Source organism: Campylobacter sp. (genome assembly GCF_030528245.1).
Taxonomy (GTDB): Bacteria; Campylobacterota; Campylobacteria; order Campylobacterales; family Campylobacteraceae; genus Campylobacter_D.
The window spans coordinates 66076-92033 of the sequence record NZ_JAUMZG010000002.1 but is presented as its reverse complement, the minus strand read 5'-3'; the positions used below and the strand labels follow the sequence as shown (position 1 = coordinate 92033).

General features: G+C 47.1%; 26 protein-coding genes and 3 tRNA genes. 20 read left to right on the top strand and 9 right to left on the bottom strand.

Features of this window, described 5'->3' with window-relative positions; all coding sequences use genetic code 11:
* Positions 1-84: 84 nt before the first annotated feature.
* From queA to hemW, 6 genes are all read right to left on the bottom strand, one after another.
* Positions 85-1104: a tRNA preQ1(34) S-adenosylmethionine ribosyltransferase-isomerase QueA gene (gene queA / locus Q4A73_RS01055; protein ID WP_303205577.1), complete on the bottom strand. Its 1020-nt coding sequence runs from the start codon at positions 1102-1104 to the stop codon at positions 85-87.
* The gene (locus tag Q4A73_RS01050; RefSeq protein ID WP_303205576.1) at positions 1104-1256 is read right to left on the bottom strand and encodes a hypothetical protein; all 153 of its coding nucleotides are present in this window, start codon (positions 1254-1256) and stop codon (positions 1104-1106) included. Before Q4A73_RS01050 ends, queA begins: the two co-directional genes overlap by 1 nt.
* Positions 1257-1318: 62 nt before the next feature.
* Complete coding sequence (locus Q4A73_RS01045; RefSeq protein WP_303205575.1) at positions 1319-2575, bottom strand: class I SAM-dependent methyltransferase; 1257 nt, start codon at positions 2573-2575, stop codon at positions 1319-1321.
* A gap of 9 nt (positions 2576-2584) precedes the next feature.
* Positions 2585-3316 carry a twin-arginine translocase subunit TatC gene (gene tatC / locus Q4A73_RS01040; RefSeq protein ID WP_303205574.1) on the bottom strand — a complete coding sequence of 244 codons (732 nt, stop codon included), beginning with the start codon at positions 3314-3316 and terminating at the stop codon, positions 2585-2587.
* On the bottom strand, positions 3309-3659 hold the full coding sequence (gene tatB, locus Q4A73_RS01035) for a Sec-independent protein translocase protein TatB (RefSeq protein WP_303205573.1): 351 nt from the start codon (positions 3657-3659) through the stop codon (positions 3309-3311). Before tatB ends, tatC begins: the two co-directional genes overlap by 8 nt.
* Before the next feature lie 48 nt (positions 3660-3707).
* Positions 3708-4772 (bottom strand): radical SAM family heme chaperone HemW, encoded by a 1065-nt coding sequence (hemW, locus tag Q4A73_RS01030; protein WP_303205572.1) that lies wholly within the window; start codon positions 4770-4772, stop codon positions 3708-3710.
* A 96-nt stretch (positions 4773-4868) separates the two neighbouring features.
* Between hemW and Q4A73_RS01025 the strand changes: the two genes are divergently transcribed.
* The 16 genes from Q4A73_RS01025 to Q4A73_RS00950 all read left to right on the top strand — a co-directional run bounded on the left by Q4A73_RS01025 (position 4869) and on the right by Q4A73_RS00950 (position 16895).
* The gene (locus tag Q4A73_RS01025) at positions 4869-5345 is read left to right on the top strand and encodes an RNA pyrophosphohydrolase (RefSeq protein ID WP_303205571.1); all 477 of its coding nucleotides are present in this window, start codon (positions 4869-4871) and stop codon (positions 5343-5345) included.
* Complete coding sequence (locus Q4A73_RS01020) at positions 5339-6541, top strand: aspartate kinase (RefSeq protein WP_303205570.1); 1203 nt, start codon at positions 5339-5341, stop codon at positions 6539-6541. The genes Q4A73_RS01025 and Q4A73_RS01020 overlap by 7 nt, the downstream gene beginning before the upstream one ends.
* On the top strand, positions 6538-7071 hold the full coding sequence (locus tag Q4A73_RS01015; RefSeq protein ID WP_303205569.1) for a HobA family DNA replication regulator: 534 nt from the start codon (positions 6538-6540) through the stop codon (positions 7069-7071). Before Q4A73_RS01020 ends, Q4A73_RS01015 begins: the two co-directional genes overlap by 4 nt.
* Positions 7071-7682, top strand: a complete 612-nt coding sequence (locus Q4A73_RS01010) for a DNA polymerase III subunit delta' (RefSeq protein ID WP_303205582.1) — start codon at positions 7071-7073, stop codon at positions 7680-7682. The genes Q4A73_RS01015 and Q4A73_RS01010 overlap by 1 nt, the downstream gene beginning before the upstream one ends.
* A complete protein-coding gene (folP, locus tag Q4A73_RS01005; protein WP_303205568.1) occupies positions 7679-8812 on the top strand; it encodes a dihydropteroate synthase in 1134 nt (377 codons plus the stop codon). Before Q4A73_RS01010 ends, folP begins: the two co-directional genes overlap by 4 nt.
* A complete protein-coding gene (locus Q4A73_RS01000; protein WP_303205567.1) occupies positions 8775-9806 on the top strand; it encodes an AAA family ATPase in 1032 nt (343 codons plus the stop codon). Before folP ends, Q4A73_RS01000 begins: the two co-directional genes overlap by 38 nt.
* The gene (locus Q4A73_RS00995; RefSeq protein ID WP_303205566.1) at positions 9806-10339 is read left to right on the top strand and encodes a hypothetical protein; all 534 of its coding nucleotides are present in this window, start codon (positions 9806-9808) and stop codon (positions 10337-10339) included. Before Q4A73_RS01000 ends, Q4A73_RS00995 begins: the two co-directional genes overlap by 1 nt.
* Positions 10330-12282: an NAD-dependent DNA ligase LigA gene (gene ligA / locus Q4A73_RS00990; RefSeq protein WP_303205581.1), complete on the top strand. Its 1953-nt coding sequence runs from the start codon at positions 10330-10332 to the stop codon at positions 12280-12282. Before Q4A73_RS00995 ends, ligA begins: the two co-directional genes overlap by 10 nt.
* Positions 12272-13015 carry a TlyA family RNA methyltransferase gene (locus tag Q4A73_RS00985; protein ID WP_303205565.1) on the top strand — a complete coding sequence of 248 codons (744 nt, stop codon included), beginning with the start codon at positions 12272-12274 and terminating at the stop codon, positions 13013-13015. Before ligA ends, Q4A73_RS00985 begins: the two co-directional genes overlap by 11 nt.
* On the top strand, positions 12981-13847 hold the full coding sequence (locus Q4A73_RS00980; protein WP_303205564.1) for a bifunctional riboflavin kinase/FAD synthetase: 867 nt from the start codon (positions 12981-12983) through the stop codon (positions 13845-13847). Before Q4A73_RS00985 ends, Q4A73_RS00980 begins: the two co-directional genes overlap by 35 nt.
* Before the next feature lies 1 nt (position 13848).
* Positions 13849-14580 carry a carboxy-S-adenosyl-L-methionine synthase CmoA gene (gene cmoA / locus Q4A73_RS00975; RefSeq protein WP_303205563.1) on the top strand — a complete coding sequence of 244 codons (732 nt, stop codon included), beginning with the start codon at positions 13849-13851 and terminating at the stop codon, positions 14578-14580.
* Positions 14570-15271 (top strand): amino acid ABC transporter permease, encoded by a 702-nt coding sequence (locus Q4A73_RS00970; protein ID WP_303205562.1) that lies wholly within the window; start codon positions 14570-14572, stop codon positions 15269-15271. Before cmoA ends, Q4A73_RS00970 begins: the two co-directional genes overlap by 11 nt.
* A complete protein-coding gene (locus Q4A73_RS00965; protein WP_303205561.1) occupies positions 15264-15920 on the top strand; it encodes an amino acid ABC transporter permease in 657 nt (218 codons plus the stop codon). The genes Q4A73_RS00970 and Q4A73_RS00965 overlap by 8 nt, the downstream gene beginning before the upstream one ends.
* Position 15921: 1 nt before the next feature.
* On the top strand, positions 15922-16650 hold the full coding sequence (locus Q4A73_RS00960; RefSeq protein WP_303205560.1) for an amino acid ABC transporter ATP-binding protein: 729 nt from the start codon (positions 15922-15924) through the stop codon (positions 16648-16650).
* An 82-nt stretch (positions 16651-16732) separates the two neighbouring features.
* Positions 16733-16806: transfer RNA gene (locus Q4A73_RS00955), tRNA-Gln, on the top strand.
* 13 nt (positions 16807-16819) lie between these two features.
* A tRNA-Met gene (locus tag Q4A73_RS00950) sits at positions 16820-16895 on the top strand.
* 255 nt (positions 16896-17150) lie between these two features.
* On the opposite strand, the gene Q4A73_RS00945 is transcribed toward Q4A73_RS00950, so the two are convergent.
* Positions 17151-17237, bottom strand: a tRNA-Leu gene (locus Q4A73_RS00945).
* A 152-nt stretch (positions 17238-17389) separates the two neighbouring features.
* On the opposite strand from Q4A73_RS00945, the gene flgL reads away from it, so the two are divergent.
* The 4 genes from flgL (at position 17390) to Q4A73_RS00925 (ending at position 24171) form a co-directional block, all read left to right on the top strand.
* Entirely contained in the window at positions 17390-19678 is a 2289-nt protein-coding gene (flgL, locus tag Q4A73_RS00940; RefSeq protein WP_303205559.1) for a flagellar hook-associated protein FlgL, read from the top strand.
* A gap of 106 nt (positions 19679-19784) precedes the next feature.
* Positions 19785-22613 carry a DNA translocase FtsK gene (locus Q4A73_RS00935; RefSeq protein ID WP_303205580.1) on the top strand — a complete coding sequence of 943 codons (2829 nt, stop codon included), beginning with the start codon at positions 19785-19787 and terminating at the stop codon, positions 22611-22613.
* Between the two features lie 11 nt (positions 22614-22624).
* Positions 22625-23224, top strand: a complete 600-nt coding sequence (locus Q4A73_RS00930) for an alpha/beta fold hydrolase (RefSeq protein WP_303205558.1) — start codon at positions 22625-22627, stop codon at positions 23222-23224.
* Positions 23225-23256: 32 nt separating this feature from the next.
* The gene (locus Q4A73_RS00925) at positions 23257-24171 is read left to right on the top strand and encodes an SAM-dependent methyltransferase (RefSeq protein WP_303205557.1); all 915 of its coding nucleotides are present in this window, start codon (positions 23257-23259) and stop codon (positions 24169-24171) included.
* A 94-nt stretch (positions 24172-24265) separates the two neighbouring features.
* On the opposite strand, the gene Q4A73_RS00920 is transcribed toward Q4A73_RS00925, so the two are convergent.
* Both Q4A73_RS00920 and Q4A73_RS00915 read right to left on the bottom strand, forming a co-directional pair.
* Positions 24266-25507 carry a hypothetical protein gene (locus Q4A73_RS00920; RefSeq protein WP_303205556.1) on the bottom strand — a complete coding sequence of 414 codons (1242 nt, stop codon included), beginning with the start codon at positions 25505-25507 and terminating at the stop codon, positions 24266-24268.
* On the bottom strand, positions 25500-25958 hold a 459-nt coding region (locus Q4A73_RS00915; protein WP_303205555.1), incomplete at its 5' end, for a site-specific DNA-methyltransferase. The genes Q4A73_RS00920 and Q4A73_RS00915, both read right to left, overlap by 8 nt.

The window sequence follows — 25958 nt, the reverse complement described above, 5'->3', positions numbered from 1 at the left end:
ATCAGGCAATTACTCGCTCCCAAAAGCACGATGTTTTTCATTGAATGGCCTTTTTTGAATTTCAAAACGATTTTACAAAAAAACTCACAAAATCAGCATCCCATCGCCGTAAGAATAAAAGCGGTAGTTCTCCCGCATCGCCTCCCTGTAAAGCGCTAAGATCCTCTCACGCCCCACAAAGGCCGCTACGAGCATGATGAGCGTGGAGCGGGGCAGGTGGAAATTGGTCAGCAGATGATCCACCCTCAGGGGTAAATTTTGCGGGTGTAAAAACAAATCACACTCCCCGCTAAAAAGCCCCGTCCTAGCGTAATGCTCCACGCTTCTAGCCGCTGTGGTGCCTACGCAGAGGAGGGGGGATTTTGAGTCGATGAGGGCGCGGGTCTGGGGCGGGATGTGGAAAAATTCTTTATGCATCTTGTGAAGGGCTATGTTTTCGCATTCTACGCCCCTAAAGGTGCCTGCGCCGATGTGGAGGGTGAGGGTGTGAATTGCGTGCTTTTGGCTTAAATTTTCCACCATCGCCTCGCTAAAATGCAGGCTCGCAGTCGGCGCAGCCACGGCGCCTAAATTTTTCGCAAAAATGCTTTGATAGTCCCTTTCATCGCTTTTTTCATCCGCTCTTTTGATGTAGGGCGGCAGGGGGGTGTGGCCGATTTCATCCAGTAGGGCATAAAGCGCGCCCGGCTCCAAAACGCGCCCCTCTTGCACTAGGCGCACCACGCGCAAGCCATCCTCCAAAAGCTCTAAAATTTCTGCCATCAAGCCACGCTTGAAATGCAAAATTTCACCCACTCTCACGCGGCCCTTGATTTGTGCGAGGAAATTTTGAGGGCTCAGGGGCGCGTGGAGGAGGAGCTCCACTTTGGCACCGCTTTCTTTGTGGCCGTAAATGCGGGCTTTGATGACCTTGGTGTCGTTGAAGATGAGCGCGCAAGGGGGCAGGAAATCGCCTAAATTTGCAAAAAAACTATGCGTGATCTTGGCGCTTTTTCTCTCATAAACGAGGAGCTTGGCGCTTTCTTTGGGGTGTGCCGGACGGGAGGCGATGAGGCCCTTATCCAGCGCGTAGTCGTAGCTTGAGAGCCTTAGATCCTCGCACATCAAAAGAGCTCTAGCCTTTGGAGTATGGGGAGGCGTTTGAGGAATTTTTTATAAAGCGTGCTGAGGTGGAAAAAGGCCTCTTCTTTGCTTTTGCACGCCTGCGCCCCGCTTAGGGCACTCAGATCCTCATCGGCATAAATTTCCTCAAACACAGTCCTAAGCTCCCAGCCCTACACGTACCGCCGAAAAAAAATTTTAACCCCACCGCCAAGCATTACCCCCCCCCCCCCCCCCCGTGAGCGAGGATGTTTTCGCCTTGGGTTTGGCCTTGCAGGGTGAGGTGATTGTAGCGGCGGATGGTGGCGGTGGCCTGGCTTTTTGTGTGGAGGATGAGGAGTCTTAGGGTGGTTAGGTTGTTTAAAATCGAGGCGTTGGTGTGAAAATCAAGCTCTTTTAAAAATAAATTTTTTGCCTTTTTGGGCGCGAAATCATCCCGCTCAAATTTTGCGATGATTTGAGCGTAGGCGAATTTGACCTCATCGGTGCAGTGCTCAAAATGCTCAGTGGTGGGGTAGTCTGCGAGGGAAAATGAAAGCTCCAAAAAGGTGCTTTGAACCTCTTTTTTGCTCAAGCGGGTGGGATTTTTGACATACAAATCGTAGCGGAAATCCTTATCGACGATAAAATCCCGCATCTGCTCTTTGAAATTTTTCCCTCTCAAGCCCTTGAGGAAGTCCTCCTGCTCGGGGCTAAGTCGCTTAAAATGATAGGCCAAAACATCCTCACAAGCCCACTCTAAGCCCCTTTTTTGCATCGCCAAGGCCACATCGTAAAAATAGGGCAAATGCCAAGAGTCGTTTAAAAACTCATGCGATAAGTAGGTGGGGTGGGCGTGGCGCCACTCGGCGATTAAATTTAAAATGTCCTTATTTTTCTCGCTTTGAGGGTCTAGCCTTGCAAATTTTTCCGTGAAGGCAAAAATTTCCCTAAAATCCTCAGTGCCTTCATTGTCAGCAAAGCGCTTGAAAATTTGTCGCGCGTTCATAGCCTTAGCCTTGCCGGGTAGGCAATTGTAGCTCACATAAACCACGCCGCCGGGACGCAAAAACTCCTCGATGATGCTTAGGATGGTTTGCTGATTTTCATAACTCACCCAGCAGTAAATTCCATGAAGCGTGATGAAGTCAAAGCCCACCTCAAGGCCATCCTCGCGCATCTTCCTCAAGCGCGCTAAAAGCTCCTCAAAGCTATCATGGTAGAGGGTGAGGTTGGGGATTGCAGCCTCCTCGCAAATTTTTCTCGCAAATCGCACTTGGTTTTGATTGAAATCCGTGCCGAAAAAATTCCCCGCGCCGCACACTGCGTTCGTGATGAGGGAGCGCCCCATACCAAAGCCCAGCTCTAGATAATCCCCGCAACGCACGGGCTTGAAGCCAGCGAGGAGGAGGTTGAGATTGATGATGTGGGGGTTTAGGGTGTCAAAATACAAATCCTCATAATCGCTTGATTTCACATAGCCGTCGTTTTCCATTTGAGTCCTTTAAATTTCATCTTTTGGGGCGGGATTGATCCTTTTGGCGATGAGTATGGAGAGGCCATAAAGCGCACAAAGTGGCAGGGCTAGCATGAATTGTGAGAAGACATCAGGCGGGGTCATGAGCGCGGCGAAGATGAAGATCGCTAAAACGGCGATTCTAAAATTCCTCTTTAAAAAATCATCATCCATAAGGCCGAGCTTGGCGAAAAAATAGGTTATCACGGGCATTTCAAAGGCCAAGCCGAAGGCTATCATGAGCTTGGTGAAAAAGCCCACATAAGAGCCTATGCTGATGACGGGCTTGAAATTTTGCACATTGGCGCCAAAGTCGATGAGAAATTTGAAGGTGAAGGGCACGACCACAAAATAGCAAAACAGGCTTCCCAAAAGAAACATCGTGCTCGCAAAAAGCACGAAGGGCAGGGCGAGGCGCTTTTCATTATCGTAAAGTCCGGGCGCGACAAAGCGCCAAAACTGCCAAAAAATCACCGGCAAAGCGATGAGAAAGGCGGTGAAAAACGATACCTTCATCGCGGTAAAAAGCGGCTCTTGCACTTCGATGAAGTTGATTTGCTTGGCAATTTCAGGCAGCACGGCCTCAAGGGGTAGGGTGAGGATGGCGAGGATTTTTGCGTTGAAAGCAAAGCAGATGAAAAACATCACTCCCACGCACAAAACGCTGATGAGTAGCCTTTTTCTCAGCTCGATCAAATGCGGACGCAGCTCCTCAAACATCGCTTTTCTCCGCGCTTTCTTTCGGCCGCATCTCCCTGCCATCAAGGCTCAAATCCACTCGCGTTTTGTCCAAAATGTCCCGCTTGAGCGTGTCAAATTCCTCAAAACTAAGCTTTTTGCGGATGTTTTCATGGCTTAAAGAAAGCTCGTCTTGGTATTTTTTCGCCTCATCTTGCAGCTCTTTGATGCGGATTTCCTTTTCAAGCCCGGCCTTGGCATCGTCGATATTGCGCTTGATCGCCTTGATGAATTTAGCGATTTTTACGGCAGCATCGGGCAGTTTGTCCGGCCCTAAAATCAAAACGGCGATGATTAAAATGACGATGATCTCACCCATACTCATCAAAAACCCTCTTTTGCGTTGAAAGCGCTTATTTTAGCTTAATTTTCTTTACGCTAGGTAAAGAGCTAGGGCATCGCTTAGGAGGAAGTTGGGGTTGTGGTAGCGGGAATTTTTAAAGAGGAGCTTTTTGGCCCGCACGAGAATTTGCGCCCTTTTTCTTTGCTCTAAATTTAAGACGCTCTTCCTCACGCCCCAAGAGCTCCTAAGCCCCAAAAAAATTCTCTCAAGCCTCAAATCTTCATCGCTTAAGCTTTCTTCGGTCCTAAAGCAAGGATTTTCAAGGTAGGATTTGAGCGTTTGGTGCGTGTAAAAACGCTTTTTGTCAAAAAAACCCACCGCGCTAAGCCCACAGCCTAGGTAGTTTTTGCCCTGCCAGTAGGCGAGGTTGTGCTGGCAAATTTGATTTTTCCCCGCGGCAAAATTGCTGATTTCATATTGTAAAAAGCCTAAATTTTTGATTGCTTGGATGAAATGGCGCGCCAAATTGGGGGCGTTTTTTTTAAATGAGGGCCTTTTTGCGAAGGCGGTCCGTGGCTCAAGCGCGAGATGATAGGCGCTAAGATGCGTGATGAGGGGCCTTAGGCGCGCTAAATGTGAAAGCTCAAATTCAAGCATTTTTTTATCATCCAGAGCGGTGTCGTAAATGAGGTCCAAATTCACCTTTTTGAGACCTGAAATTGCAGCGTTTTCAAGGGCTTTTTCCACCATCTTCGCATCGTGGATGCGCCCCAGAAATTGCAGTTTTTTTTCACTGAAGCTCTGCGCGCCAAAGGAAATGCGGTTAAGCCCGTAGCTTTTCATCGTTTTAAGCCATTTGAGCGAGGCGGAGTTGGGGTTGGCCTCAGAGCTTATTTCGGCGTTTTTTTGCAAAAAAGGGGATAAAAGCTCAAAAATTTCGGCGTAATGTTCTGCATCAGCACAACTTGGTGTCCCGCCGCCGATGAAGAGGGTTTTGATGGAATTTGGGGACAATTCAAAGCGCTCAAGATGAAAAAGAATGTCCTCTTTCAAAGCCCTAAAATAAGCCCTTTCGTAGCCCTTTTTTTTGAGGCTTGTGAAGGCGCAGTAGTGGCACTTGCTTTCGCAAAAAGGGATGTGGAGGTAAAAATGCACGAAAACCTTTGCAATTTAAAATTGGTTGGGTAATTTTAATTAAAATTCGCAAGAAAAGTTGCAAGAAGGCTTTAAGTTTTTTGAAAGAATTTAAGAGTGAAAAAGACTAAAAAATACCGCCCCAATGTCGCCGCCATCGTCCTTTCAAGCGCTTATCCTTTCGCCTGTGAAATTTTCATCGCCAGAAGGAGCGATATGGATGGGATTTGGCAATTTCCGCAAGGGGGCATCGATGAGGGGGAGGATGCGAGAGCGGCTTTATTGAGGGAGCTTAAAGAGGAGATCGGCACGGACAAAGTCGAAATCATCGCCGAGTATCCCAAGTGGCTCAGTTACGATTTTCCCGACAAGGTCGTTTCTAAAATGTATCCTTACGATGGGCAAATTCAGCGGTATTTTTTGGTGCGTCTCAAGCCGAGCGCGACAATCAACATCCGCACCAAAAACCCAGAATTTGACGCTTACCGCTTCGTGCAAGCGAGGGAAATTTCCAAATGGATCAATCACTTTAAAAAGCGACTTTATTTGGAGGTGCTTGGGTATTTTGAAGAGAAAGGTTATATTGGATGCTAGTGGTGCAAAAATACGGCGGGACGAGCGTGGGGAATTTAGAGCGCATCGAGGCGGTGGCGCAGCGCGTGATACAGAGCGCTAGGGCGGGGCATAGGCTTGTGGTGGTCGTTTCGGCGATGAGCGGGGTGACCAACAGCCTCATCGAGCAGGCTGAGTATTTCAGCAAAAATCCTGATGGGCGCGCTATGGACATGCTTTTGAGTAGCGGCGAGAGGGTAACGTCCGCCCTGCTTTCCATCGCCCTCAATGAAAAGGGCTTTAAGGCGGTGGCCTTTTCGGGTAGGAATGCTGGCATCAAAACCGATAGCGTTTTCACGAAGGCTAGGATCGAGCACATCGACACGGGGGAAATTTTAAGGGCCTTGCAGAGCGATTTCATCGTCATCATCGCGGGATTTCAGGGCGTGGATGAGGAGGGGAGGGTTACGACCCTAGGACGCGGGGGGAGCGATCTGAGCGCGGTGGCGGTGGCGGGAGCCTTGGGGGCGGATTTGTGTGAAATTTACACCGATGTGGACGGGGTTTATACGACCGATCCTCGCATCGAGCCCAAGGCAAAAAAGCTGGATAAAATTTCTTACGAGGAGATGCTGGAGCTTGCGAGCTTGGGGGCGAAGGTTCTGCAAAATCGCTCGGTGGAGCTTGCGAAAAAATTGGGGGTGAATTTGGTCACCCGAAGCAGTTTTAACAACAACGAGGGGACGATGATCATGAAAGAGGACGGAATGGAAAAGGCCTTGGTGAGCGGCATAGCCTTGGATAAAAATCAGGCGCGCATCACCTTGAGAAATATCGAGGACAGGCCCGGCATCGCTGCGGAAATTTTTTCAGCCCTAGCCGCGCAAAACATCAATGTGGATATGATCATCCAAAATGTAGGGCTGGATGGGGCGACCAATTTGGGCTTTACCGTGCCTGAAAATGAGCTGGATCTGGCCAAAAATACCCTACGTGAAATTCTGGGCAGCAGGGTCGTGATGGAGAGCGATAGTGCGGTGGTGAAAGTTTCTGTCGTGGGTGTGGGGATGAAGTCGCACTCAGGTGTGGCCTCGCAGGCCTTTAGGGCCTTGGCGACTGAGGGCATTAATATCGGGATGATTTCTACGAGCGAGATTAAAATTTCCCTCATCGTGCATGAAAAATACGGCGAGCTAGCCGTCAGAGCTCTGCATGAGGCTTACGAGCTGGATCGATGAGCGATTTTTTAAGCTGGACCTTGGAGAACATTAGAAATGGTGGGAATTTCATGGCGTGGATGGAGGATCGTCGCTTGGAGTGGGCGCCCCTCATGGCTGCGCGGCTGAAATACCTCTTGGAAGGGCGGGCCTTTGTCGTGTTTTGTGATGAAAAAAGGGCGTGGTATGAGGAGTATTTTTTGCAGCACATCAACGCCAAGCCTACCCGGCCCATGCTGCCCTTCGTATCCTTAAGGACCCTTTGCCGCACCCCAATCAAAACAAGCGAGGACATTGCCCTGCTTAACGATCTGCTCGAGCTTAGTTTTCCCAAGGGCTATGTGTATTTTTACATCGGCACGGCTAGCGATAAAAAGTCCCTCATCGCCCGCTCCAAGGACGATAGCCTGCTTTGGCTTTTTGATGAGCAGCTGCAAAATAGCTTTTATCTCAACTCCAAAGACGCGGATTTGGATCTCAAGCTCGTCAGCTTGTATCAGCTTTTTGACAAGAGTTTGGATGCGATTTTATTTTCTAAAGTCAGCCTTTGATCTTTGTGAGTAAAATTTTAATCAGCGATGATTTTGAGGGCGTGAGGGAGGAGCTTGTGGCAAAATGGGGCGCGAATTCTTTGAGGTTCATCCCTCAAAAACCTGCGGTTGATTTTTTGCTAGAGGATGCTAGGGCGGTGGAAAAGGAAAGTTACATCGCCGAAGCGCAGGAGAAGATCATCGTTTTGATGGCGCAAAATTTTAGAAACGAGGCGCAAAATTTTTTGCTAAAGCTTTTGGAAGAGCCGCCTAAAAACATCAAATTTCTCATCGTCCTGCCCTCAAAAAATTTACTCCTGCCGACCATAAAATCGCGCCTCATTTGCGAAAAACGTAAAAAAGAAAGGGAAAAAGCTCCTTTGAATTTAGAGCTTGAAAGGCTTGATTTGAGGGCCATTTTTGACTTTTTGAAAGGGCGAGAAAATTTAGACAAAAATGAACTTTCGCGCTTGATCGTGGCCTTGGGCGAGGCGGGGGTTAAAATTTGCGATTTTGACGCGCAGGAGCTTGAATTTTTTTATCAGGCCTATGAGCTTTGCGCGCTTAACACCAAGAGCGGCCCCCTTTTAGCCACCCTGCTTTTAAACATCCATGCCAAGAGCCTCAAATGAAGTGCCTAAAACTCAACCCCAATACCGATTTTGACTTGCTTTGCTCCCTCGTCAGTCCGCACAAAATGGGGCAGAAAATCATGCAAAAAAAGAGCAAGCTGCATTTCATTTTCATCGAAAATTTATCCGCACCCGCGGCCAATATCCTCAAACAAGACGCGCTGAGGGTGGGCGCTGAGCTCGTAACGCATAAGGAGGTTATCACGGGCAGGGTGGGTGCGTCCAGCGCCCTTTTAATCGCTAATGAGGAGCAAATGATCAAACTCGCCATCAAGGAAAAACAGCAGGATTTTGGGCTCAAAATTCTGGCCAAATTTTTGCAAAAAAGTTTCACAAAGCCTCAAAAAGTGAGGCTTATGGCCGTGATGAATGTCAATGATGATAGCTTCAATCCCCAAAGTCGCGTGAATCCTCAAAACGCCCAGCAAAGATTGGAGGAGCTTTTAAGCTTGGAGCCTGATTTTATCGATGTGGGGGCGGTAAGCTCAAGGCCCGGGAGCCTTTACTGTGGCCGCGAGGAGGAATTCGCGCGGCTTAAAAGAGTTTTGGACCTCATCGATGCGAAAAATTATCATCAAAAAAGCATTTTTAGCCTCGATAGCTTTGATGCCTACTGCGTCGAATACGCCCTCAACAAGGGCTTTAAATTCATCAACGACATCACGGGACTGCAAGATGTGGCCTTGGCGGGTTTGGCGCGCCGTTATGGGGCGGGTTATTGCCTGATGCACATGCAAAATTCCCCGCACGATATGCAGGATAATCCGCATTATGACAATGTGCTTTTGGAGCTTGAGGATTTTTTTGCCCAGCGGCTTGAGCTTTTGGAGGGTGTGGAGGTGGTTTTGGATGTGGGCATAGGCTTTGGCAAGAGGGCAGCGCATAATATGCTTCTCATCAAGCATTTGGAGCATTTTTTGCATTTTGAAAGGCCCCTGCTTGTGGGCGCTAGCAGAAAGAGCCTCATCGATGCCCATTTTAAAAGCGCGGTTGAGGAGCGTTTGGCGGGGAGTTTGTATTTGCATTTGAGGGCGCACGAAAACGGCGCTAGCATCATCAGGACTCACGATTTGAAAGAGCACAAGCAGCTTTTTGCCCTGCATCAGGCTTATGAAGGGGTCATCTTATGAGGGGGTGCGGGTGAGGATTTTAAGCATCAAAAATTTATCCTGCATCCAAGAGGCTAGGGTGCATCTGGGGGGGATTTCGGTCATTGCTGGGGAGAATGATACGGGAAAAAGCACCGTGGGGAAGGTTTTGATGGCCCTGATCAAGGCTGACAATGCCGCGCATCATCAAAAAAAAACCCTCCAAGAAACTTGGCCCATTTTTTGCAGGCGTATCTTTGCGGGCGAGCTATACGGCAGCGCAGAGGTGGAAATTTCGCAGGATGGCGCGGACATTTACCGCCTCCGTTTGCGCGATGGCAATTGTGAAAATTCCACCAAAAAAAGCCATCTTGGCTACAAGGACTGCACTTTCATAGCCGGGCCCTTGGTTTTGGATTTGCTCGGTTTTTTTGACGCGGTGCATCGTGCGGAGGGGAACGCTTCATTTTTGGGCGAGAGCATGAGGCAGATCCCCTACCCTTACTTGTCGTGGGATTTGTATTTTAAATCCTACCAGCCCATGAGGAGGGAAAATAAAAAAATGCAGCGCTTCGTCCAAGACATCGCTCAAATCATCGGGGGGCATTTTGCGAGAGAAAATCCACTCTCAGCGTATAAATTTTACAAAAATCACCAAAAATTTTCTATGGAAAATGTCGCCACGGGCATCAAGCAATTTGGCATTTTGCAAATTTTATTGCACAACAATCGCATCACCCCGCGCGGCTTTCTCATCTTTGACGAGCCTGAAAACCACCTCCATCCCATCTGGCAGCTAAAATTTGCCGAAATTTTAGTCCTGCTTTCGCGTCAAGCCATCCCCATCCTCATCCACTCCCATAGCCCCAATTTTCTAGAAGCCCTCTATCGCTACGGCAAAAAGCACAGAGCCTGCTTGCATTTTCATTTTGCCCGTGAGGGACGCATCGAAAAAGTGGGGGATGATGAAAGGACGCTGGATCTGATTTATGAGAGGCTCAATAGCGTTTTTCATACCCTGCATGGATTGGGCTGATGGCGGATTTGACACTTCTTAAAAATGAATTTTCACCCTATCAAAAAAGCCTCAAAGAAACGAGTCGCGATGGGGAGGCGTTTTTGTGTCAAAGCCAGAGGGAGATTTATTGCTTTGAGGATCACGAGCGCTTGAGAGGCAAGCGTTTTGACGCCCTTTATATCGGCAAAGATGATGGGATTTATTGTGTGGAGTTTAAGAATTCTCACTATGAGGAAATCAGCAAAATGCAAGCTGAGCTTGAGGGGAAATTTTGCGACAGCTTTGACTTTTTGAAAGGGCTTTTTGAGGCAAAGAATTTAAAAATGCAGGATTATGATTTCTATTTTTACATCGTTTGGAAGGACAGCTCAAAAGATCACGAGCGCTTTAATGTCAGAAAAAATCAAGAGGAGAAAGGGATCTACAGGAGGCTTAGAAGGTGCATCGATCGGTGGTGCGAGGCGAATAAAAAGCTTCGCATCCAGCTTAAAACCAACTCAAAATATTATTTTTTGAAAGAATACAAAGACCTTTGCAAGGAGTGCCGATGAATGACTATCTCAAAAAAGTAGCCCTAGCCAATGCTTGGATGAGGGCGTATTACGAGGAGGATGCGCCCCTGGCTAGCGATGCGGAGTATGACGCGCTCATCAGGGAGCTTAGGGAATTTGAAGCGGCCAATCCCACCCTCATCGCCGCGCACTCCCCCACGCAAAAGGTCGCCCCTGCCCTGCAGAGTGCCTTTAAAAAATCCCCCCACCTCAGCCCGATGTGGTCGATGGAGGATGTTTTTGACGCGGCGGAGCTTGAGGCGTGGGCGCGCCGTGCAGGATGCGAGCGGGGATTTTTCATCGAGCCTAAATTTGATGGGGCGAGCCTCAATCTGCTTTATGAAAATGGCGCCCTCATCAGGGCCGCGACTAGGGGGGATGGCAAAGTGGGCGAGGATGTGAGCCTCAACGCTCTAGAAATCGACAATATCCCCAAAACCATCCCCCACAAAGACCGGATAGAAATTCGCGGGGAGGTGGTGATTTTTAAGGAGGATTTTGAAGCGCTAAATCGCACCAGAATGGAGCAAAATCAGCCCCCCTTCGCCAACCCCCGAAACGCCGCCAGCGGCAGCCTGCGCCAGCTTGATGTCCGGGTAACGGCTCAAAGGAGGCTACGCTTTTATCCTTGGGGCGTGGGCGCGCATCGCTTGAGCTTTTCTAAGCACGGCGAGCTTATGAATTTCGTGCGTGAGCTTGGCTTTTTGAAGGATGATTTCGTGCGGCTTTGCGAGGACTTAAGGGCCGTGTTAGCGGCCTATGAGGAGCTTTTGAAGGGGCGCGATGAAAAGCCCATGATGATGGATGGCATGGTCGTGCGCGTGGATGATTTGGCCCTTTGCGAGGCGCTTGGCTACACGGTGAAATTTCCGCGTTTCATGGCGGCTTTCAAATTCCCCGCTCTGGAAAAAACCACCCGCCTCTTGGGAGTGAGTTTGCAAGTAGGACGCAGCGGGGCAATCACGCCCGTAGCGGTTTTGGAGCCTGTGAATTTGGACGGGGTCGTGGTAAAATCTGCTTCTTTGCATAATTTTGACGAGATCGGGCGGCTTGATGTGAGGGTTGGTGATTTTGTCAGCATCATAAGAAGCGGCGATGTCATCCCCAAAATCACCAGCGTTTTTAAGGACAGGAGGACGGGACTTGAGCGCGAAATCCCTCGTCCTAAATTTTGCCCCGAGTGCGAGGGAGCGCTTCTTGACGAGGGAGCCTTGATCAAATGCCAGAATTTAGACTGCAAGGCGAGGCTTGTGGAGGCGATGATTTATTTCGTCTCCAAAAAATGCCTCAACATCGACGGGCTAGGCGCTAGCATCGTGGAGCTCTTGCACGCAAGGGGGAAGATCAACTCCCTCGAGGACATTTTCCACCTTCAGGCGGGGGATTTTGAAAATTTGGAAGGCTTTAAGGAAAGGAAAATCACCAAGCTTTTAAGGGCCATCGAGGCGGCGAAGGACTGCGAGCTTTACCGCTTCATCACGGCTTTGGGCATCGAGCATATCGGCGAGGTGGCGGCGAAAAAGCTGGCTTTAAATTTTGGCAAAGACTGGCACAGGCAGGATTTTGAGGCCTATAAAAATTTGGAGGGCTTTGGGGAGCAAATGGCTCTGAGCGTGGCCGAATTCGCACGGGTCAATGCAGCAAGGATAGAGGCTTTTTACGCGCTTTTGCGCCTGGTGCAAAATTCCGCCCCAGCCCCAAAGGGCCCCCTCAGTGGCAAAAGCTTTGTCCTCACCGGCACTCTTTCACGCCCGAGGGATGAATTTAAGGCCCTTATTGAGGATTTGGGAGGGAGGGTTAGCTCTAGCGTGTCGGCGCAAACGGATTTTGTGCTTTTTGGCACAGCGGCTGGCTCTAAGCTTGAAAAGGCTAAAAAACTGGGGCTTACCTGCCTTAATGAGGAGGAATTTTTGCGCCTTGTGGAGGAAAGCCGTGCGCTATGATGACTTCGCCGCTAGGCGCCTTGGGATCAGCAGAAATAGGGCTTTGGAGCTTATCAAAGCCGAGCAAATCGCGCTCAATGATAAATTTTTCAAGCCCTCTTTTGATGTCAGTGCCCTTAGCGTCTTTAAAACGCCTGAGGCGCTGATGGATGATCGCGGCTTAAATTTAAGACTTTTGGGGCCCATTTATGTCTCGCGCGCGGCCTTAAAACTGCGGGATTTTTTGGAGCAGACGGGGCTTTGTGTGCGGGGGAGAAGCTGTCTTGATGTGGGTGCTAGCACGGGGGGCTTCGTGCAGGTTTTGCTAGCACGGGGAGCGAGGTCGGTTCTTGCCGTGGATGTGGGTGCGGGGCAGTTGGATGGGACACTGCGGAGGGATGAGCGGGTGAGAAGCCTTGAAAATACGGATTTTAGGGCCTTTAAGAGCGAGGAAAAATTTGAGCTGCTAACCTGCGATGTGAGCTTCATCTCGCTTTTAAAGCTTCTGCCCGCCTTGGATGGGGCGGCGGGGAAGGATTTGATCTTGCTTTTCAAGCCTCAATTTGAAGTGGGAAGGGAGGCAAAAAGGGACAAAAAGGGCGTTTTGAGGGATGCAAAAAGCATCATCCGCGCGAGGGAGGATTTTGAAAAGGCTTGCGCGAATTTGGGCTGGGTTTTGAAAAATCAAAGCGTCTCAAGCCTTGCGGGAAAGGAGGGGAATGTTGAGCACTTCTACCACTTTTGCAAGGATTAGGCGCATCGCCTTGGGCTGCTTTGACGGGCTTCACTTGGGGCATGAAAAGCTTTTGGAGCATTTGAGGGGGGAGGAGAGCGCCCTGGTGATCATCAATAAATTTAAGAGCAAGAAGCTTTGTGATGGGGCGCAAAGGGAGCTTCTTTCGGGGATCTTGTCGGTGGAGCTTGATTTTGAGAGTGTGAAGGATTTGAGTGGGGAGGAATTTTTGCGCCTTTTGAGGGAGAAATTTAAAAATTTAGAGCTCATCGTGGTGGGCTATGATTTTCGTTTTGGGAAAAATCGCCTCCATCAAGCAGAAGACATCGAGACCCTAAGCGGGATAAAAACCCTCATCGTGCCCGAATTCAAGCGGGATGGGCTCTCGGTGCACACTCAGATGATCAAGCGGCTTTTAAGCGAGGGCGAGGTGGCTAGGGCGGCGGAATTTTTGGGACGATTTTACAGCATCAAGGGGCGGCTTGTGCGGGGGCAGGGGCTTGGCAGGCGCGAGCTTTTTGCGACCCTGAATTTAAAAAGCGAGGGCTATTTTTTGCCTAAATTTGGCGTTTATGCGGGCTTTTGCAGGGTGAGGGGGGGGCTTTATGCTGGTGTGATTTTTTTGGGCCTGCGGGGGAGCGATGGGGAGCTTAGCCTTGAGACGCATATTTTAGAGCCCTTTTCACAGGAGGTGGAGGAGGGTGAGGCCCTGCAAATTTTTTTTCTCAGTTTTTTGCGCGAGAATGAAAAATTTGATAATTTGCAGGATTTGAAACAACAAATTTCAGCGGACATAAAAAGGGCTAAAGAATTTTTAAAAAAGCCCTTTGAAGCGGCATTTTTGAGGGGGTGAGATGAGGGATGAGCTTTTCAAGAGGGGCGCGAAAAAGCAGTTTGAGTTTGACCGTGAGGTTGCTAGCGTGTTTGATGATATGATCGAGCGCTCTGTGCCCTTTTACCGCGAAAATTTAGAGCTTTGCGCAGAACTTTTAAGCTGCCTGGCCTGTGCGGGAGCTAGGGTGTGCGATTTGGGCTGTGCGAGCGCGAATTTCCTCCTAGCCCTCTTTCAAAAGCGGCCAGATCTTGTTCTAAGCGGGGTTGATAGCGCTGCGGCGATGCTAGAATTTGCGAAAAACAAGGCCGCTGCTTATGGAGCGCGGATTGAATTTTTTGAAAAATCCTTGGACGCGCTGGATTTTTTTCAAAACGACATCTTCATCGCGACCTACACCTTGCAATTTATAAGACCCCCGAAAAGACAGGCCTTGGTGGATAAAATTTATCAAAATTTAAGCGAGAGTGGGATTTTTTTAATGAGCGAGAAAATCCTTTATGAGGGGAGCAAAATGGCAAAAAATATCAACGACATTCACGAAAAATACAAGCAAAAGCAGGGCTATAGCCTCCTTGAAATCGCTGCTAAAAGGGAGGCTCTGGAAAATGTCCTCGTGCCCTACAGTGAGGGGGAAAACTTAGCACTTTTGAAACATGCGGGCTTTGAGCGGGTGGAAATCCTTTTCAAATGGGCGAATTTTGAAACCTTCATCGCCTTCAAGGGTGGGGAAGGCGGGGCGTGTGGATTTTGATTTTATTTTGACGCACACTCCTGCCTTTTTGGCTGCGGCTTGGCTGACGGTAAAGCTTGGTTTTTTGGGGGCGATTTTTGCCCTACTCATCGGTTTTTTTTGCGTTTTGATGCGCTTTTTCAAGCTGAAATTTTTTACGGCCCTGTGTCAAATTTACATTGAATTTTCAAGGAACACCCCCCTCTTGATCCAGCTTTTTTTCCTCTACTACGCCCTGCCCAAGCTGGGGGTGCGCTTGGAGCATTGGCCCCTTTTATCCACGCTTTGCCTCTCTGTGGATGAAATTCTCCGCCCTGCCTTTGCCTGCGCGGTGGTGGGGCTTAGTTTTCTGGGTGGCTCTTATATGGCTGAGGCCTTGAGGGCGGGCTTTGAGGCGGTGCGGCGGCAGCAGTTTGAGGCGGGACTAGCCTTGGGCTTTGGTGCGTGGGGGATTTTGCGCTTTATCGTCCTGCCCCAAGCCCTGCGCGTGGCCCTACCCGCCCTGAGTGCGAATGTCATTTTTTTCATCAAAGAAACCTCAGTGGTGAGCATCATCGCCCTGCCCGATTTAGTAACCCTCATGAAGGGGCTAAATTCCCTCACCTACAAGACCGATGAGCTTTTGCTCATGCTTTTTTTGGGGTATTTGCTCATCATTTTGCCGCTTTCTTTGGGGCTTTGGTTCTTTGAAAAAAGGCTCACTCATGCTTGATTTTTTAAATTCCAACACGCTTTCAAGGCTTGGCGAGGGGCTTTTCATCACTCTTGAAATTTCTTTTTTCAGCACGCTCATCACTTCTTTTGGGGGGCTGATGCTGGGCGTTTTGATGCGTTTAGGTGGTGCTTATCTGCGCGCGTTTCTTCGTTTGGGGCTTGAATTTGTGCGAGTGATGCCCCTTTTGGTGTGGCTTTTTGTGGTGTATTTTGGCTTTTCGCGGTGGTTTGGCTGGGACTTAAGCAGCGTGGGCGCGACCATCGTGGTTTTTAGCATTTGGGGGAGCTTTGAGATGATGGATTTGGTGCGAGCATCCTTGCAAAGTATCCCGCGTCATCAGTATGAGTCAGCCGCCGCTCTGGGGCTAAACCCCTTGCAAAGCTATGTTTTCATCATCATCCCCCAGGCGCTTAGGAGGCTCACGCCCATGAGTATGAATTTGCTCACGCGCATCATCAAAAGCACGACTTTCGCCTACCTCATCGGTGCGGTGGAGCTTGTGAAAGTGGGGCAGCAAATCATAGAATTTCACAATCAAAACGATCTCGCGCCCTTTGTGATTTACGGTTTGATTTTTATGATGTATTTTTTTATTTGTTATCCCATATCTTTGTGTGCGAGCAGGCTGGAAAAAAGGTGGGGTTGAAATGCTAAAAATAGAAAATTTGCAAAAATTCTACGGGGCACATCAGGCCTTGAGGGATATCAATTTGGAGGTGGCAAAAAGTGAGGTTGTGGTGATCTTAGGTCCCAGTGGTTGCGGGAAATCGACCCTGCTGCGCTGCATCAATGGACTGGAGGAAATCGCCTCAGGCGTCATCACCATCGCGGGGGAAAGGATCACGCCCGGCTATAAAAATTGGACGAAAATGCGGCAGAAGGTGGGGATGGTGTTTCAGTCTTATGAGCTTTTTGAGCATTTGAGCGTGCGGGAGAATATTCTTTTGGGACCCTTGCGGGTGCAGAAAAGAAGGCGGGAGGAGGTTTTGGAAGAGGCGAAGATGTGGCTTGAAAAGGTGGGACTAGCGCACAAAATGGACGCAAAACCCTGTGAGCTAAGCGGGGGGCAAAAGCAGCGCATCGCCATCGTGCGAAGCCTTTGCATGAATCCGCTTTTGATGCTTTTTGATGAGGTGACGGCGGCGCTGGATCCTGAAATCGTGCGGGAAGTTTTGGAGGTGATGCTGAATTTAGCTAAGGAGGGCATGACGATGCTCATCGTAACGCATGAGATGGGCTTTGCGCGGGCGGTGGCGGATAGGATTATTTTCATGGATGCGGGGAGTGTGGTGGAGAGCTCGGAGCCGGGGGAATTTTTTGAAAATCCTAAAACCCAACGGGCACGGAAATTTTTGAATTTGTTTGATTATCGTTGAAGGGATTATTAAATTTTATTGACACAAAATGAATTAATTTGACAAATATGTTTGAATCAACTATAATCCTCAACTTCAATTTTGGGGTATGGCCAAGCGGTAAGGCAACAGGTTTTGGTCCTGTGATCAGGGGTTCGAATCCCTTTACCCCATCCATCTTTGATTTTGTAGCGAAGTAGAGCAGTGGTTAGCTCGTCGGGCTCATAACCCGAAGGTCGGGAGTTCAAATCTCCCCTTCGCAACCAAATTTTTAATCCTAAAAAATAGCAAAGCCGATTCTTCTGCTAGATGAGAACTATTTGATTTTTATGCAAACATTCTTTGAAATTTAAAACTTTAAGATAAATTTAAGATAATTTGAAAATTAAGTTGATGATTTTTATGTTTTGGCTTTAGATTCAATAACAATGAAAGCCTTGATAAAATTTTAAACATAAAGCCCGTACATGAGTCGATATGTCAATGAAATGAGTTGTGAAAGTATTTTTGAAAATTCAGTATGGTGCCCAAGGTCGGACTCGAACCGACACAAGGTTGCCCTTACTAGATTTTGAGTCTAGCGCGTCTACCAGTTCCACCACTTGGGCTTTTAGAGTAAAGCGGGGATTATAATTGATTTTACTTTAAAAATTCTTTATTTTTGCCGATATGGTGGTTGAGTTTTAAGAATGAGGAACGCTTTTTGCTTTAGCTATAATAGCAATGTTTTGAGATGAAAATTATCATTTAAGGATAAAAAATGAGAGTTACCAACAAACTGAATTTCACAAACGCCCTCAGCAACACCATGGGTGGCGCCGTGGCTTTAGACAAGATAAGAAAGCAAATCTCCTCTGGGCTTAAGATACAGGACTCCTTTGAGGATGCTAGCGTTTATATCGACAACACGCGGCTTGAGTATGAGCTCAAAACCCTAGAGCAAATCAAAAGCGGCACAAATTCCGCCAAAGAGATGACGCAAAATAGCATGAAGGCTTTGCAGGATATGTCAAAGCTCCTTGAGAATTTCAAGGTCAAAATGACCCAAGCCGCGACCGATAGCAACTCCCAAACCTCCCGCGAGGCCATCGCTAAGGAGCTTGAGCGCATCAAAGAAAATATCGTCCAGCTAGCCAACACCAGCATCAATGGGCAGTATCTTTTCTCTGGCGCGCACCTTGCAACCAAGCCTTTTGACTCAAAGGGCAATTATTTTGGCGATAAAAATAATATCAATGTCGTTACAGGTGCAGGCACAGAAAGCCCCTACAATATCCCGGGCTATGATTTGTTTTTCAAGGCTGATAGCGATTATAAAAAGCAGATTACGACCAATATAAGCCTTACGGACAATCGCTACGATCTGAAACAAAACCCTGAAAAAACAACCTACCTCAAGGGCGATACACCCTGGAAAAATCTCATCGGGCAGGGCTATGTGCAAGATAATAAACTCGACATTGATAAGGACTTTGAGCAGCAAGATACCAAGCTAGAATTCCCCCCAAGTGCCCTTTATGTGCAGGGGACAAAGCCTGATGGGAGTAGCTTTAAAAGCGCGGTTTTAGTGGGGCCTGAGGATAAAATGGAAGATGTGCTTGAAAAGATAGGCAATCTTTACGGCAATACCAAAGAAAATAGAGTCGTCGACATCCACATCAACGACAGCGGTCAAATTCACATCACGGATCTCAAAGAGGGCAATAATAAGCTCGACTTTCATGCTGTGGCTTTCACGCCGCAGTTTACTGATAAACAAAATCTTCAAAATATCCAAGAAAAAATGAAGCAAGCTCAACCTGCTATAAGTAATGAAAACCTCACAAATATGATTATGCAAAAAGCCCTAGAGCCTGTCCCAGCCCCCGTGCCTCCTGTGCAGCTTAGTCCCGAAAATAGCAACCGTGTGAGCAATCTCACCAATCCCGTAACAATAACAATCAACAACGAAAATTTTCAAATCCATCTCAAACGCACCGACTTCATCCACAGCAAGATGACCGATGAGCGTAATAACCCTAGCGATGGGGGTGATTATGATAATGTCTTTTTTGAAAAGCAAGGAAATTCTGTCGTGGGAAACTATCCTCAGGTTATTAAAGGTAGCAACAAATACGCCACAGAAGCGACCAAGCTTAGCGAGACGACCACTTTGGATGTCAATCACCGCATGATCTTACAAGTACAATCAAAAGGTGGTAATACTTACCAAGCTACGATAAATTTTGCTAACCAAACCGTCTCGTTTCTCAACCAAGCCAACCCACCTCAAACCATCTCCTTTCCCATCATGCACACAAATCCTGCCACGGGAAATAGCGGCATGGTGACTAACAACAACGACATCACCTACAAGCAGCTCAATGATATCGTGGGGATGTTTGTCAGTGATAAATTACCCACACAAAGCATCACGCCCAATAATGGACTGATTAATCAAAATGACTACAACATGCTGCAAAATTTGATACGCGATTCGAAGGCCACTGTGGATGTGAGTCTGGACTATAAGGGTCGCATGAGTGTTACCGATAGGCTTTCTACAGGGACGAATATCAATGTAGCTCTCTATGGGAATTTCAGCGGTAAATTTCCCGTGCCTCCCTACACCACCACGGCTAGCACGCACGGCGGAGCGAATTTGGTCTTTCAGGCAAATAATGCCCTAACCATCGACGAGCCCAATGTGGACATCATTAAGGATTTGGATCTGATGATAGAGGCGGTTTTGCAGGGGGATATGAGGGCCGATCACACCTCAGATAATCCGCGAAACACAGGTATGCAGGGCGCTTTGGAGCGGCTTGACCATCTAGCCGATCACATCAACAAGCTCAACACCACCATGGGCGCGTATCATAATAATATCGACAGCGTCCATACCCGCGCGTTGTTTTTAAGCGTCAATGTGCAAAGCATCAAAAGCGGCGTCATCGATGCGGACTATGGTGAGAGCGTGATGAACCTCATGCAAACGCAAATCGCCTACCAAGCCTCACTCAAGGCTAGCGCGACCATAGCGCAAATGAGTTTGTTAAATTATCTATAACCCCTTTTAGCTATAATGGCTTTTTATTTGAATTTAAGGATTTCCTATCAAAAAAGAGGCCATTTTCATCAGTTCTTCTTTGCTCATTTTCTACCTCTGCCTTTGTATGCTAGCTCCAAGTTTGGGAGCCTGGCTTTACGGGGCGAATGTGTTTTTTTTTGGCGAATTTGGCTTTTACTATCCCTTTGCTTTGTTTGTTGGCAATTACCTCGCCTTTAAAAGGGGCTACAAACTAGAAAATTTCAGGCGCGCCGAGCTTTTTGGCTGGGGGCTTGCCCTTTTTGCCGCCCTGCTTTTGTTTGCAGTATTTTACAGGGATAGCGGCGCTATTTTGGAGCTGATTTATACAGTGTTTGGGGCTGTGCTAGGACGCGTGGGAAGCGGGATTTTGGGCGTTCTATTTTTGCTTTTTTCCATCGTTTTGCTTTTTCCAAATTTCATCAAAATCGCCTTTGGTTTTGAGCCCCGCTGGGACTTTCTTTTACGTTTTGAAGAGGGTCTAAAAAAAGCATTGATGCGAATTTTTGGCGGCGAGGAGGCTCCGCAAAACCCGCCGCAGTCCCTGCAAGAAGCCCCCCCGCAAAGGCCCATTCAAGAGCCCGTAAAAGAGGCCCCCTCACAGCCAAATTCGCTCGCACGAGAGGATTTTGAGCAAGAAATTTCACAAGATCCCCCTTCTCAGCCCTTGCCCCAACCTGCCTTGCAACCCCCTCAGCCCCCCCTGCCGTCTGCCCCACAACCCACCTCAAAGCAAGAGGACGCGCCGCCTCAAAGCTTTATCCATGAGCGATCCGAAGAGGTGCAGGCCTTCGTGCGTAAGGCGAGCAAGAGTGTGATCGCCTTGGATGAGGAATTTGATTTTATAAGCCCTGAGGAGCTAGATGTGATACCTGAAAAATTTTTAAAACCCAAGAAAAAGCAAGATTTTGACGCACTGGAGCGGACGAATTTGGACGCGCCAAGCTACCAACGCAAAAATATCGCCATCCCAAGTCCAAGGAAAGAAAGCGCACCGAAAATTTTTAGCAAGGAACTGCAAGAGCGCGAGAGTCTCATGCACAGCGCGAAGCTTCAGCAAGAATACGAGCAGAGCCAAAGGCTTCAAAGGCAAAGAGAGGATGCCCTCCCTTCTCCCCTCGCGCAAGATAGCAAATACAGCTTTGAGGGGAGCGATTGTGCGGCAGAATTTGAGCCTGTGGTCGAGGAGCTTGAATTTTCCATCCCTCCGCCGCCTAGCGTCATCAGCCTTGATGCGCTTGGATCAAATTTTGAGCCGAGCGAATTGGAGCCTGAGCAAAATTTCGCCCCGAATTTCGCCCCTCAGCCCAGCCCTCAGCCCACCACCTCGCAAGAAGTCGCCGCGCAGGATTTGACCCCGCAGGAATTTGTCCCTGAAGAACCTTCGCCACCATCCCCCCCTTCGCAGGGATTGGCCCCGCAAAATTCAAGCGAGGATCCCAAGGCCATCTTGGCTAAGGAAATCGCTCTCAATCAGGCCCTTTTGGCAGAAATCGAGCGGGGGGATTTTGAGGCGCCTAGGGATTTTGAGCTTCCGCCGCTTGAATTTTTGATCCATCCTGGCGCGCAAAATTGTGAGATCGATGAGAGGGAGATCGATAAAAAAATTTATGATTTGCTAGAAAAACTGCGCCGCTTTAAGATCGGCGGCGATGTGATCAGTACTTATACGGGGCCTGTGGTGAGCACCTTTGAATTCCGACCCAGTGCCGATGTGAAGGTCAGCCGCATCTTAAATTTGCAAGATGATTTAGCGATGGCTTTAAGGGCGCGCTCCATCCGCATCCAAGCGCCCATTCCGGGCAAGGATGTGGTGGGCATTGAGGTGCCAAATGAGCAAATTCAGACCATTTATCTGAGGGAAATTTTAGAAAGCGAGCCGTTTAAAAACGCCAAAAGTCCGCTCACGATGGCCTTGGGTAAGGATATTGTCGGTAACGCCTTCATAACCGATCTCAAAAAGCTCCCGCATCTTCTCATCGCAGGCACGACAGGAAGTGGCAAAAGCGTGGGCATCAATGCCATGCTTTTGAGCCTCCTTTGTCGCAACTCCCCTAAGACTTTGCGCCTTTTGATGATCGATCCTAAGATGCTAGAATTTAGCATTTATAATGACATCCCGCATCTCCTCACTCCCGTCATCACCGATCCAAAAAAGGCGGTCAATGCCCTTTCCAACATGGTCGCGGAGATGGAGCGGCGCTACCGCTTGATGGCCGATGCCAAGACGAAAAACATAGAAAATTTCAACGACAAGATGAAAGAGCAGGGCGAGGAGGAGCTGCCCTTCATCGTGGTGATCATCGATGAGCTGGCGGACTTGATGATGACGGCGGGCAAGGATGTGGAATTTTACATCGCGCGCCTAGCGCAGATGGCAAGGGCTAGCGGAATCCATCTCATCGTGGCCACGCAGCGGCCCTCTGTGGATGTGGTCACGGGGCTTATCAAGGCGAATTTACCCAGCCGCCTAGCCTACAAGGTGGGGCAGAAAATCGACTCCAAGGTCATCTTGGACGCGCAAGGTGCCGAGAGCCTTTTGGGGCGGGGGGACTGTCTTTTCACCCCGCCGGGCAGTAATAACCTCGTGCGCCTTCACGCGCCCTTTGCGAGTGAGCTTGAGATCGAGCGTATCGTGGAATTTTTAAAAGCGCAGCAGGCGGTGGTGTATGATGAGAGCTTTTTGAAGGATGAGCAAGGGGTCAGCGTGGGCGACGCGGCGGGGCTTGAGGGGGGGCTTGATGAGCTTTATGAGGAGGCGAAGCGGGTCATCCTTGAGGACAATAAAACGAGCATTTCCTACCTGCAAAGACGGCTTAAAATCGGCTACAATCGTGCGGCCAATATCATCGAGCAGTTGGCGCAAACGGGCTTTTTGAGTGAGCCAGACTCAAAGGGGCAGAGGGAAATTTTATAAAAGGAGAAGGGATGAAAAAATTGATTTTCTTGGCACTTGTTGCCGTTTTTTCCTACGCGAAGGATGTTTATATCGTGCATGGTTTTAAAAGCTCAAGCCAGTATGCGTGGATACCGAGTGTGGCACGTGAGCTGGAGGCACGCGGCTATGAGGTGAAGGCGCTTGATTTGCCTCATGCGGATGAGCCTAAGCTTGAGGAGTGGCTTGCTGCTCTAAGGGCTGAGGTGAAGGCTGATGAGGAGAGCTATTTTATCACGCATTCTTTGGGGGGGATAAGCCTGTTGCGTTATCTTTCGCAAGCGGATGTGAAGGGGAGGGTCGGCGGAGTGCTTTTGGTCGCGCCCTTTGATGAGAAGCTGGCGATTTTGCCCGTTTTGGACGCCTTTAGCGCGCAAAAACCCGACTACGCCAAACTGAGAAAACTCATCGCTAAGTCTGTGGTGCTTACGGCTAAGGATGATAAGATCGTCCCTTATGAGCTCAGTGTCAAGGTGGCAGAGGGCCTGGGCGCTAGGCTTATCGCTTGGGAAAAGGGGGGGCATTTTATGGATGTGGATGGTTTTTATGAGTTGCCTGTGGTGGTTGAGGAGCTTGATAGGATGGCGCGGTAAATTTTTGGAGCGGACTTTTTGGAGCGGGGGCGATGAATTTGCGCTATGTCAATGGTGGGGTGATGAAAAGCAATGCAAACAATCACTTTGATGAGTATTTTACAAAGCCAGAGATTGCAAAAACGCTTTTTGAAAAAAGTAAAAAAATCATCGCAAAATATGAAAATTTAGATAAATACACTTGGCTTGAGCCTAGCGTGGGCGAGGGGTGCTTTTATAAACTTTTGCCTGAATCTAAAATCGGCATTGATATAAATGCGAGTAAATTTGATATTGTGCAGGGCGATTATTTAAAATTTGAATTACCCAAAAAGCCTTTAATTGTGATAGGCAATCCTCCTTTTGGACATCGTGGGGTGTTGGCGCTAGAATTTATTAAGCATTCTAAGGGGGCGGATTTTGTGTGTTTTATTTTGCCGATGTTTTTTCAAAGTTTGGGTAAAGGCTCAGTGCGTTACCGCATAAAAGATTTCCATTTACTCTACGAAGAATCTTTGCCACATAATTCTTTTTACCTTGAAAATGGTAAGGAAAAAGATGTGAAGTGCTGTTTTCAAATTTGGAGCAAAAATTATAAAAGTGAGAGGCAAGAATTTAGCTGGTATGCTCAAAAAGAAAAGCAAGAACCTTTTAGTGATATTCTAAAGGTAGTAACCGTGTCTTTAGCAAAAAATAGAGAGTGTGGCAAGGAGTGGATTTTTGATAAAAAGGCAAATTTTTATCTCTCAAGCACATTTTTTAAAGAAAATGCGGTGGTAAAAGATTTTTCACAAGTCAAGTATAAAAGCGGAGTGGCGATTATTTATAACGACAATGCACCAAAAGAAAAGCTTAATGAGTTGTTTTTGAACGCAGATTGGATAAGGTATAGCTCGCTTGCGACTAATGGCTGCAGACATATTGGCAAATCACATATTTTTAAGCTTTTGCACGAGTCGGGGTTTTGATGAATTTAGAAAAAATTTTACTAGAGCTTATCGAGCCTTTAATCGCCCATCATCAAAGCGAAGCGTTAAAAGTGCAGGAATTATAAGTTTAAATTTATAAACCAAGTAATGCTTTATTGTATTTTAACATTCTTTCTTGCAAGACAATTTTATAGCGGATATTATCGATATATTTTAAAACCACTTCATCGCCCATTAAATTATCAAGCAGGGCATCTTTATCTTTAAAGTTAAGCCTTATTGCCTTTTTGCCGTTTTTATCAAGTGTAAAGATTTTATGAGAATTTGCATCAATATAAATGAGATTTTGCCAATTATCAATGGCTTTTAATGCGTCAATATCTTTTGCATAATAAAATGGCACGATATGGTGAAGTTCAAAGCACACATCTTTTTGCACTTCGTGTTGCTTAAAATATTCTTGTTTAATACTATTGCTTCGCTTAAATATGATATTTTCACCATTTATATTTGCTTTCAGCAGCAGCCTTTGCTTTTGTCTATCATATTCAAACAACGCCATTAAATCAAAGCTATCAAATAGCGTTTGTGCTTCATTTTTCCAATTATGAAAATCTCTTTTTTGTGTTTTATTTCCATCAAAATTTTTCGGCACACAAAATTTATTTACCACATCTTCTACCACCTTTTGTCTAGCTTTCAAGCTTCTAAATTCATTGATAAACTCTATAATCACTTCTTTTGTTAGAATCTTGTCTTGATAATCCTTGCATAAAAAGCTTACAAAAAACATCATTTCACTTACACTTAAATAGCTAGGATTTAGTGCATTTATTATATCTAGCACATCTTGGACTATCCCGCCAAAAACAAAGTCTAGTGCGATTCCTAAGTTTCTTTGCTCTTCAAAAATATTTTTAGATTCTAAAAAGTCTAAGCCACTTTGTGTGATTTTCACATATCTATAATTGCGATAAGTTTTGCCAATATAACAAATCTCTTGTTTATGATTAAATCTATCAATAAGCCCCATTCTCTGCAAATTTACAAAAATAATTTTTCGCATACCCATATCTGTAATGCTTTTTTGTATTGTCAATAAATCTTTATTGACATTTTGCAGATATTCACAAAATTCTATCTCATCGCTACTATATTTATAATTATCATAAACATCGCCTTGTGTGTGTAAGAGTAATGTATCTTTTGGTAAATGCTTTAGCACAATTTTAATATACTCCACGCTCCAGCGATAATGTTGCAATTTATGCAAACCCCTATAATCATCTCTAAGCACCCTGTGATAAAGAAATTTTAAACATTCTAAAGCAGGATTTATACCTAATAATGCAGTTGTAAAATGAGATTCAGTCATTTATTATCTCCTTATCTAAGCTAGAATCCACATATTCAATACTCGCCTCACAGCCGATGAAATTCCGCCCTAAATCCCTAGCACACAGGCTTGTCATTCCACTTCCGCTAAATAAATCTAGCACTAAATCCCCTTTTTTAGAGCTTGCCTTTATCATTCGCTCAATCATCTCTTTTGGCTTTATGGTTGGGTGGTGGAGCTTTTGCGTTTTGCCATTTACTTTTTGCTTATGTCTTTGGCTAGTGATTTCCCACACATCAGGGCAGAGTTTGCCATTTTCATTTGGATACCACCTTTTGCCATTTTTTAAGATTCCATTTTTTTTAGCGTGCTCTATGCGACTTGTTGATTCATAAGGCACACGGATAGATTCTGGGTCAAAATAATAGCTTTTAGAATCCATTGTGTAAAATAAAATAGATTCTTGATTATTTACAAAGCGTTTTTTTGT

Bases quoted from the DNA above. Each gene is read 5' to 3' on its own strand.
- Q4A73_RS00930 (WP_303205558.1), top strand. From the start codon at position 22,625: ATGAAAAAATTGATTTTCTTGGCACTTGTTGCCGTTTTTTCCTACGCG.
- queA (WP_303205577.1), bottom strand. From the start codon at position 1,104: ATGTGCGAGGATCTAAGGCTCTCAAGCTACGACTACGCGCTGGATAAG.
- Q4A73_RS01020 (WP_303205570.1), top strand. From the start codon at position 5,339: ATGCTAGTGGTGCAAAAATACGGCGGGACGAGCGTGGGGAATTTAGAG.
- flgL (WP_303205559.1), top strand. From the start codon at position 17,390: ATGAGAGTTACCAACAAACTGAATTTCACAAACGCCCTCAGCAACACC.
- tatB (WP_303205573.1), bottom strand. From the start codon at position 3,659: ATGAGTATGGGTGAGATCATCGTCATTTTAATCATCGCCGTTTTGATT.
- Q4A73_RS00995 (WP_303205566.1), top strand. From the start codon at position 9,806: ATGGCGGATTTGACACTTCTTAAAAATGAATTTTCACCCTATCAAAAA.
- Q4A73_RS00960 (WP_303205560.1), top strand. From the start codon at position 15,922: ATGCTAAAAATAGAAAATTTGCAAAAATTCTACGGGGCACATCAGGCC.
- Q4A73_RS01045 (WP_303205575.1), bottom strand. From the start codon at position 2,575: ATGGAAAACGACGGCTATGTGAAATCAAGCGATTATGAGGATTTGTAT.
- Q4A73_RS00935 (WP_303205580.1), top strand. From the start codon at position 19,785: ATGCTAGCTCCAAGTTTGGGAGCCTGGCTTTACGGGGCGAATGTGTTT.
- Q4A73_RS00965 (WP_303205561.1), top strand. From the start codon at position 15,264: ATGCTTGATTTTTTAAATTCCAACACGCTTTCAAGGCTTGGCGAGGGG.
- cmoA (WP_303205563.1), top strand. From the start codon at position 13,849: ATGAGGGATGAGCTTTTCAAGAGGGGCGCGAAAAAGCAGTTTGAGTTT.
- Q4A73_RS00980 (WP_303205564.1), top strand. From the start codon at position 12,981: ATGTTGAGCACTTCTACCACTTTTGCAAGGATTAGGCGCATCGCCTTG.
- Q4A73_RS00925 (WP_303205557.1), top strand. From the start codon at position 23,257: ATGAATTTGCGCTATGTCAATGGTGGGGTGATGAAAAGCAATGCAAAC.
- tatC (WP_303205574.1), bottom strand. From the start codon at position 3,316: ATGTTTGAGGAGCTGCGTCCGCATTTGATCGAGCTGAGAAAAAGGCTA.
- Q4A73_RS01015 (WP_303205569.1), top strand. From the start codon at position 6,538: ATGAGCGATTTTTTAAGCTGGACCTTGGAGAACATTAGAAATGGTGGG.
- Q4A73_RS00920 (WP_303205556.1), bottom strand. From the start codon at position 25,507: ATGACTGAATCTCATTTTACAACTGCATTATTAGGTATAAATCCTGCT.
- folP (WP_303205568.1), top strand. From the start codon at position 7,679: ATGAAGTGCCTAAAACTCAACCCCAATACCGATTTTGACTTGCTTTGC.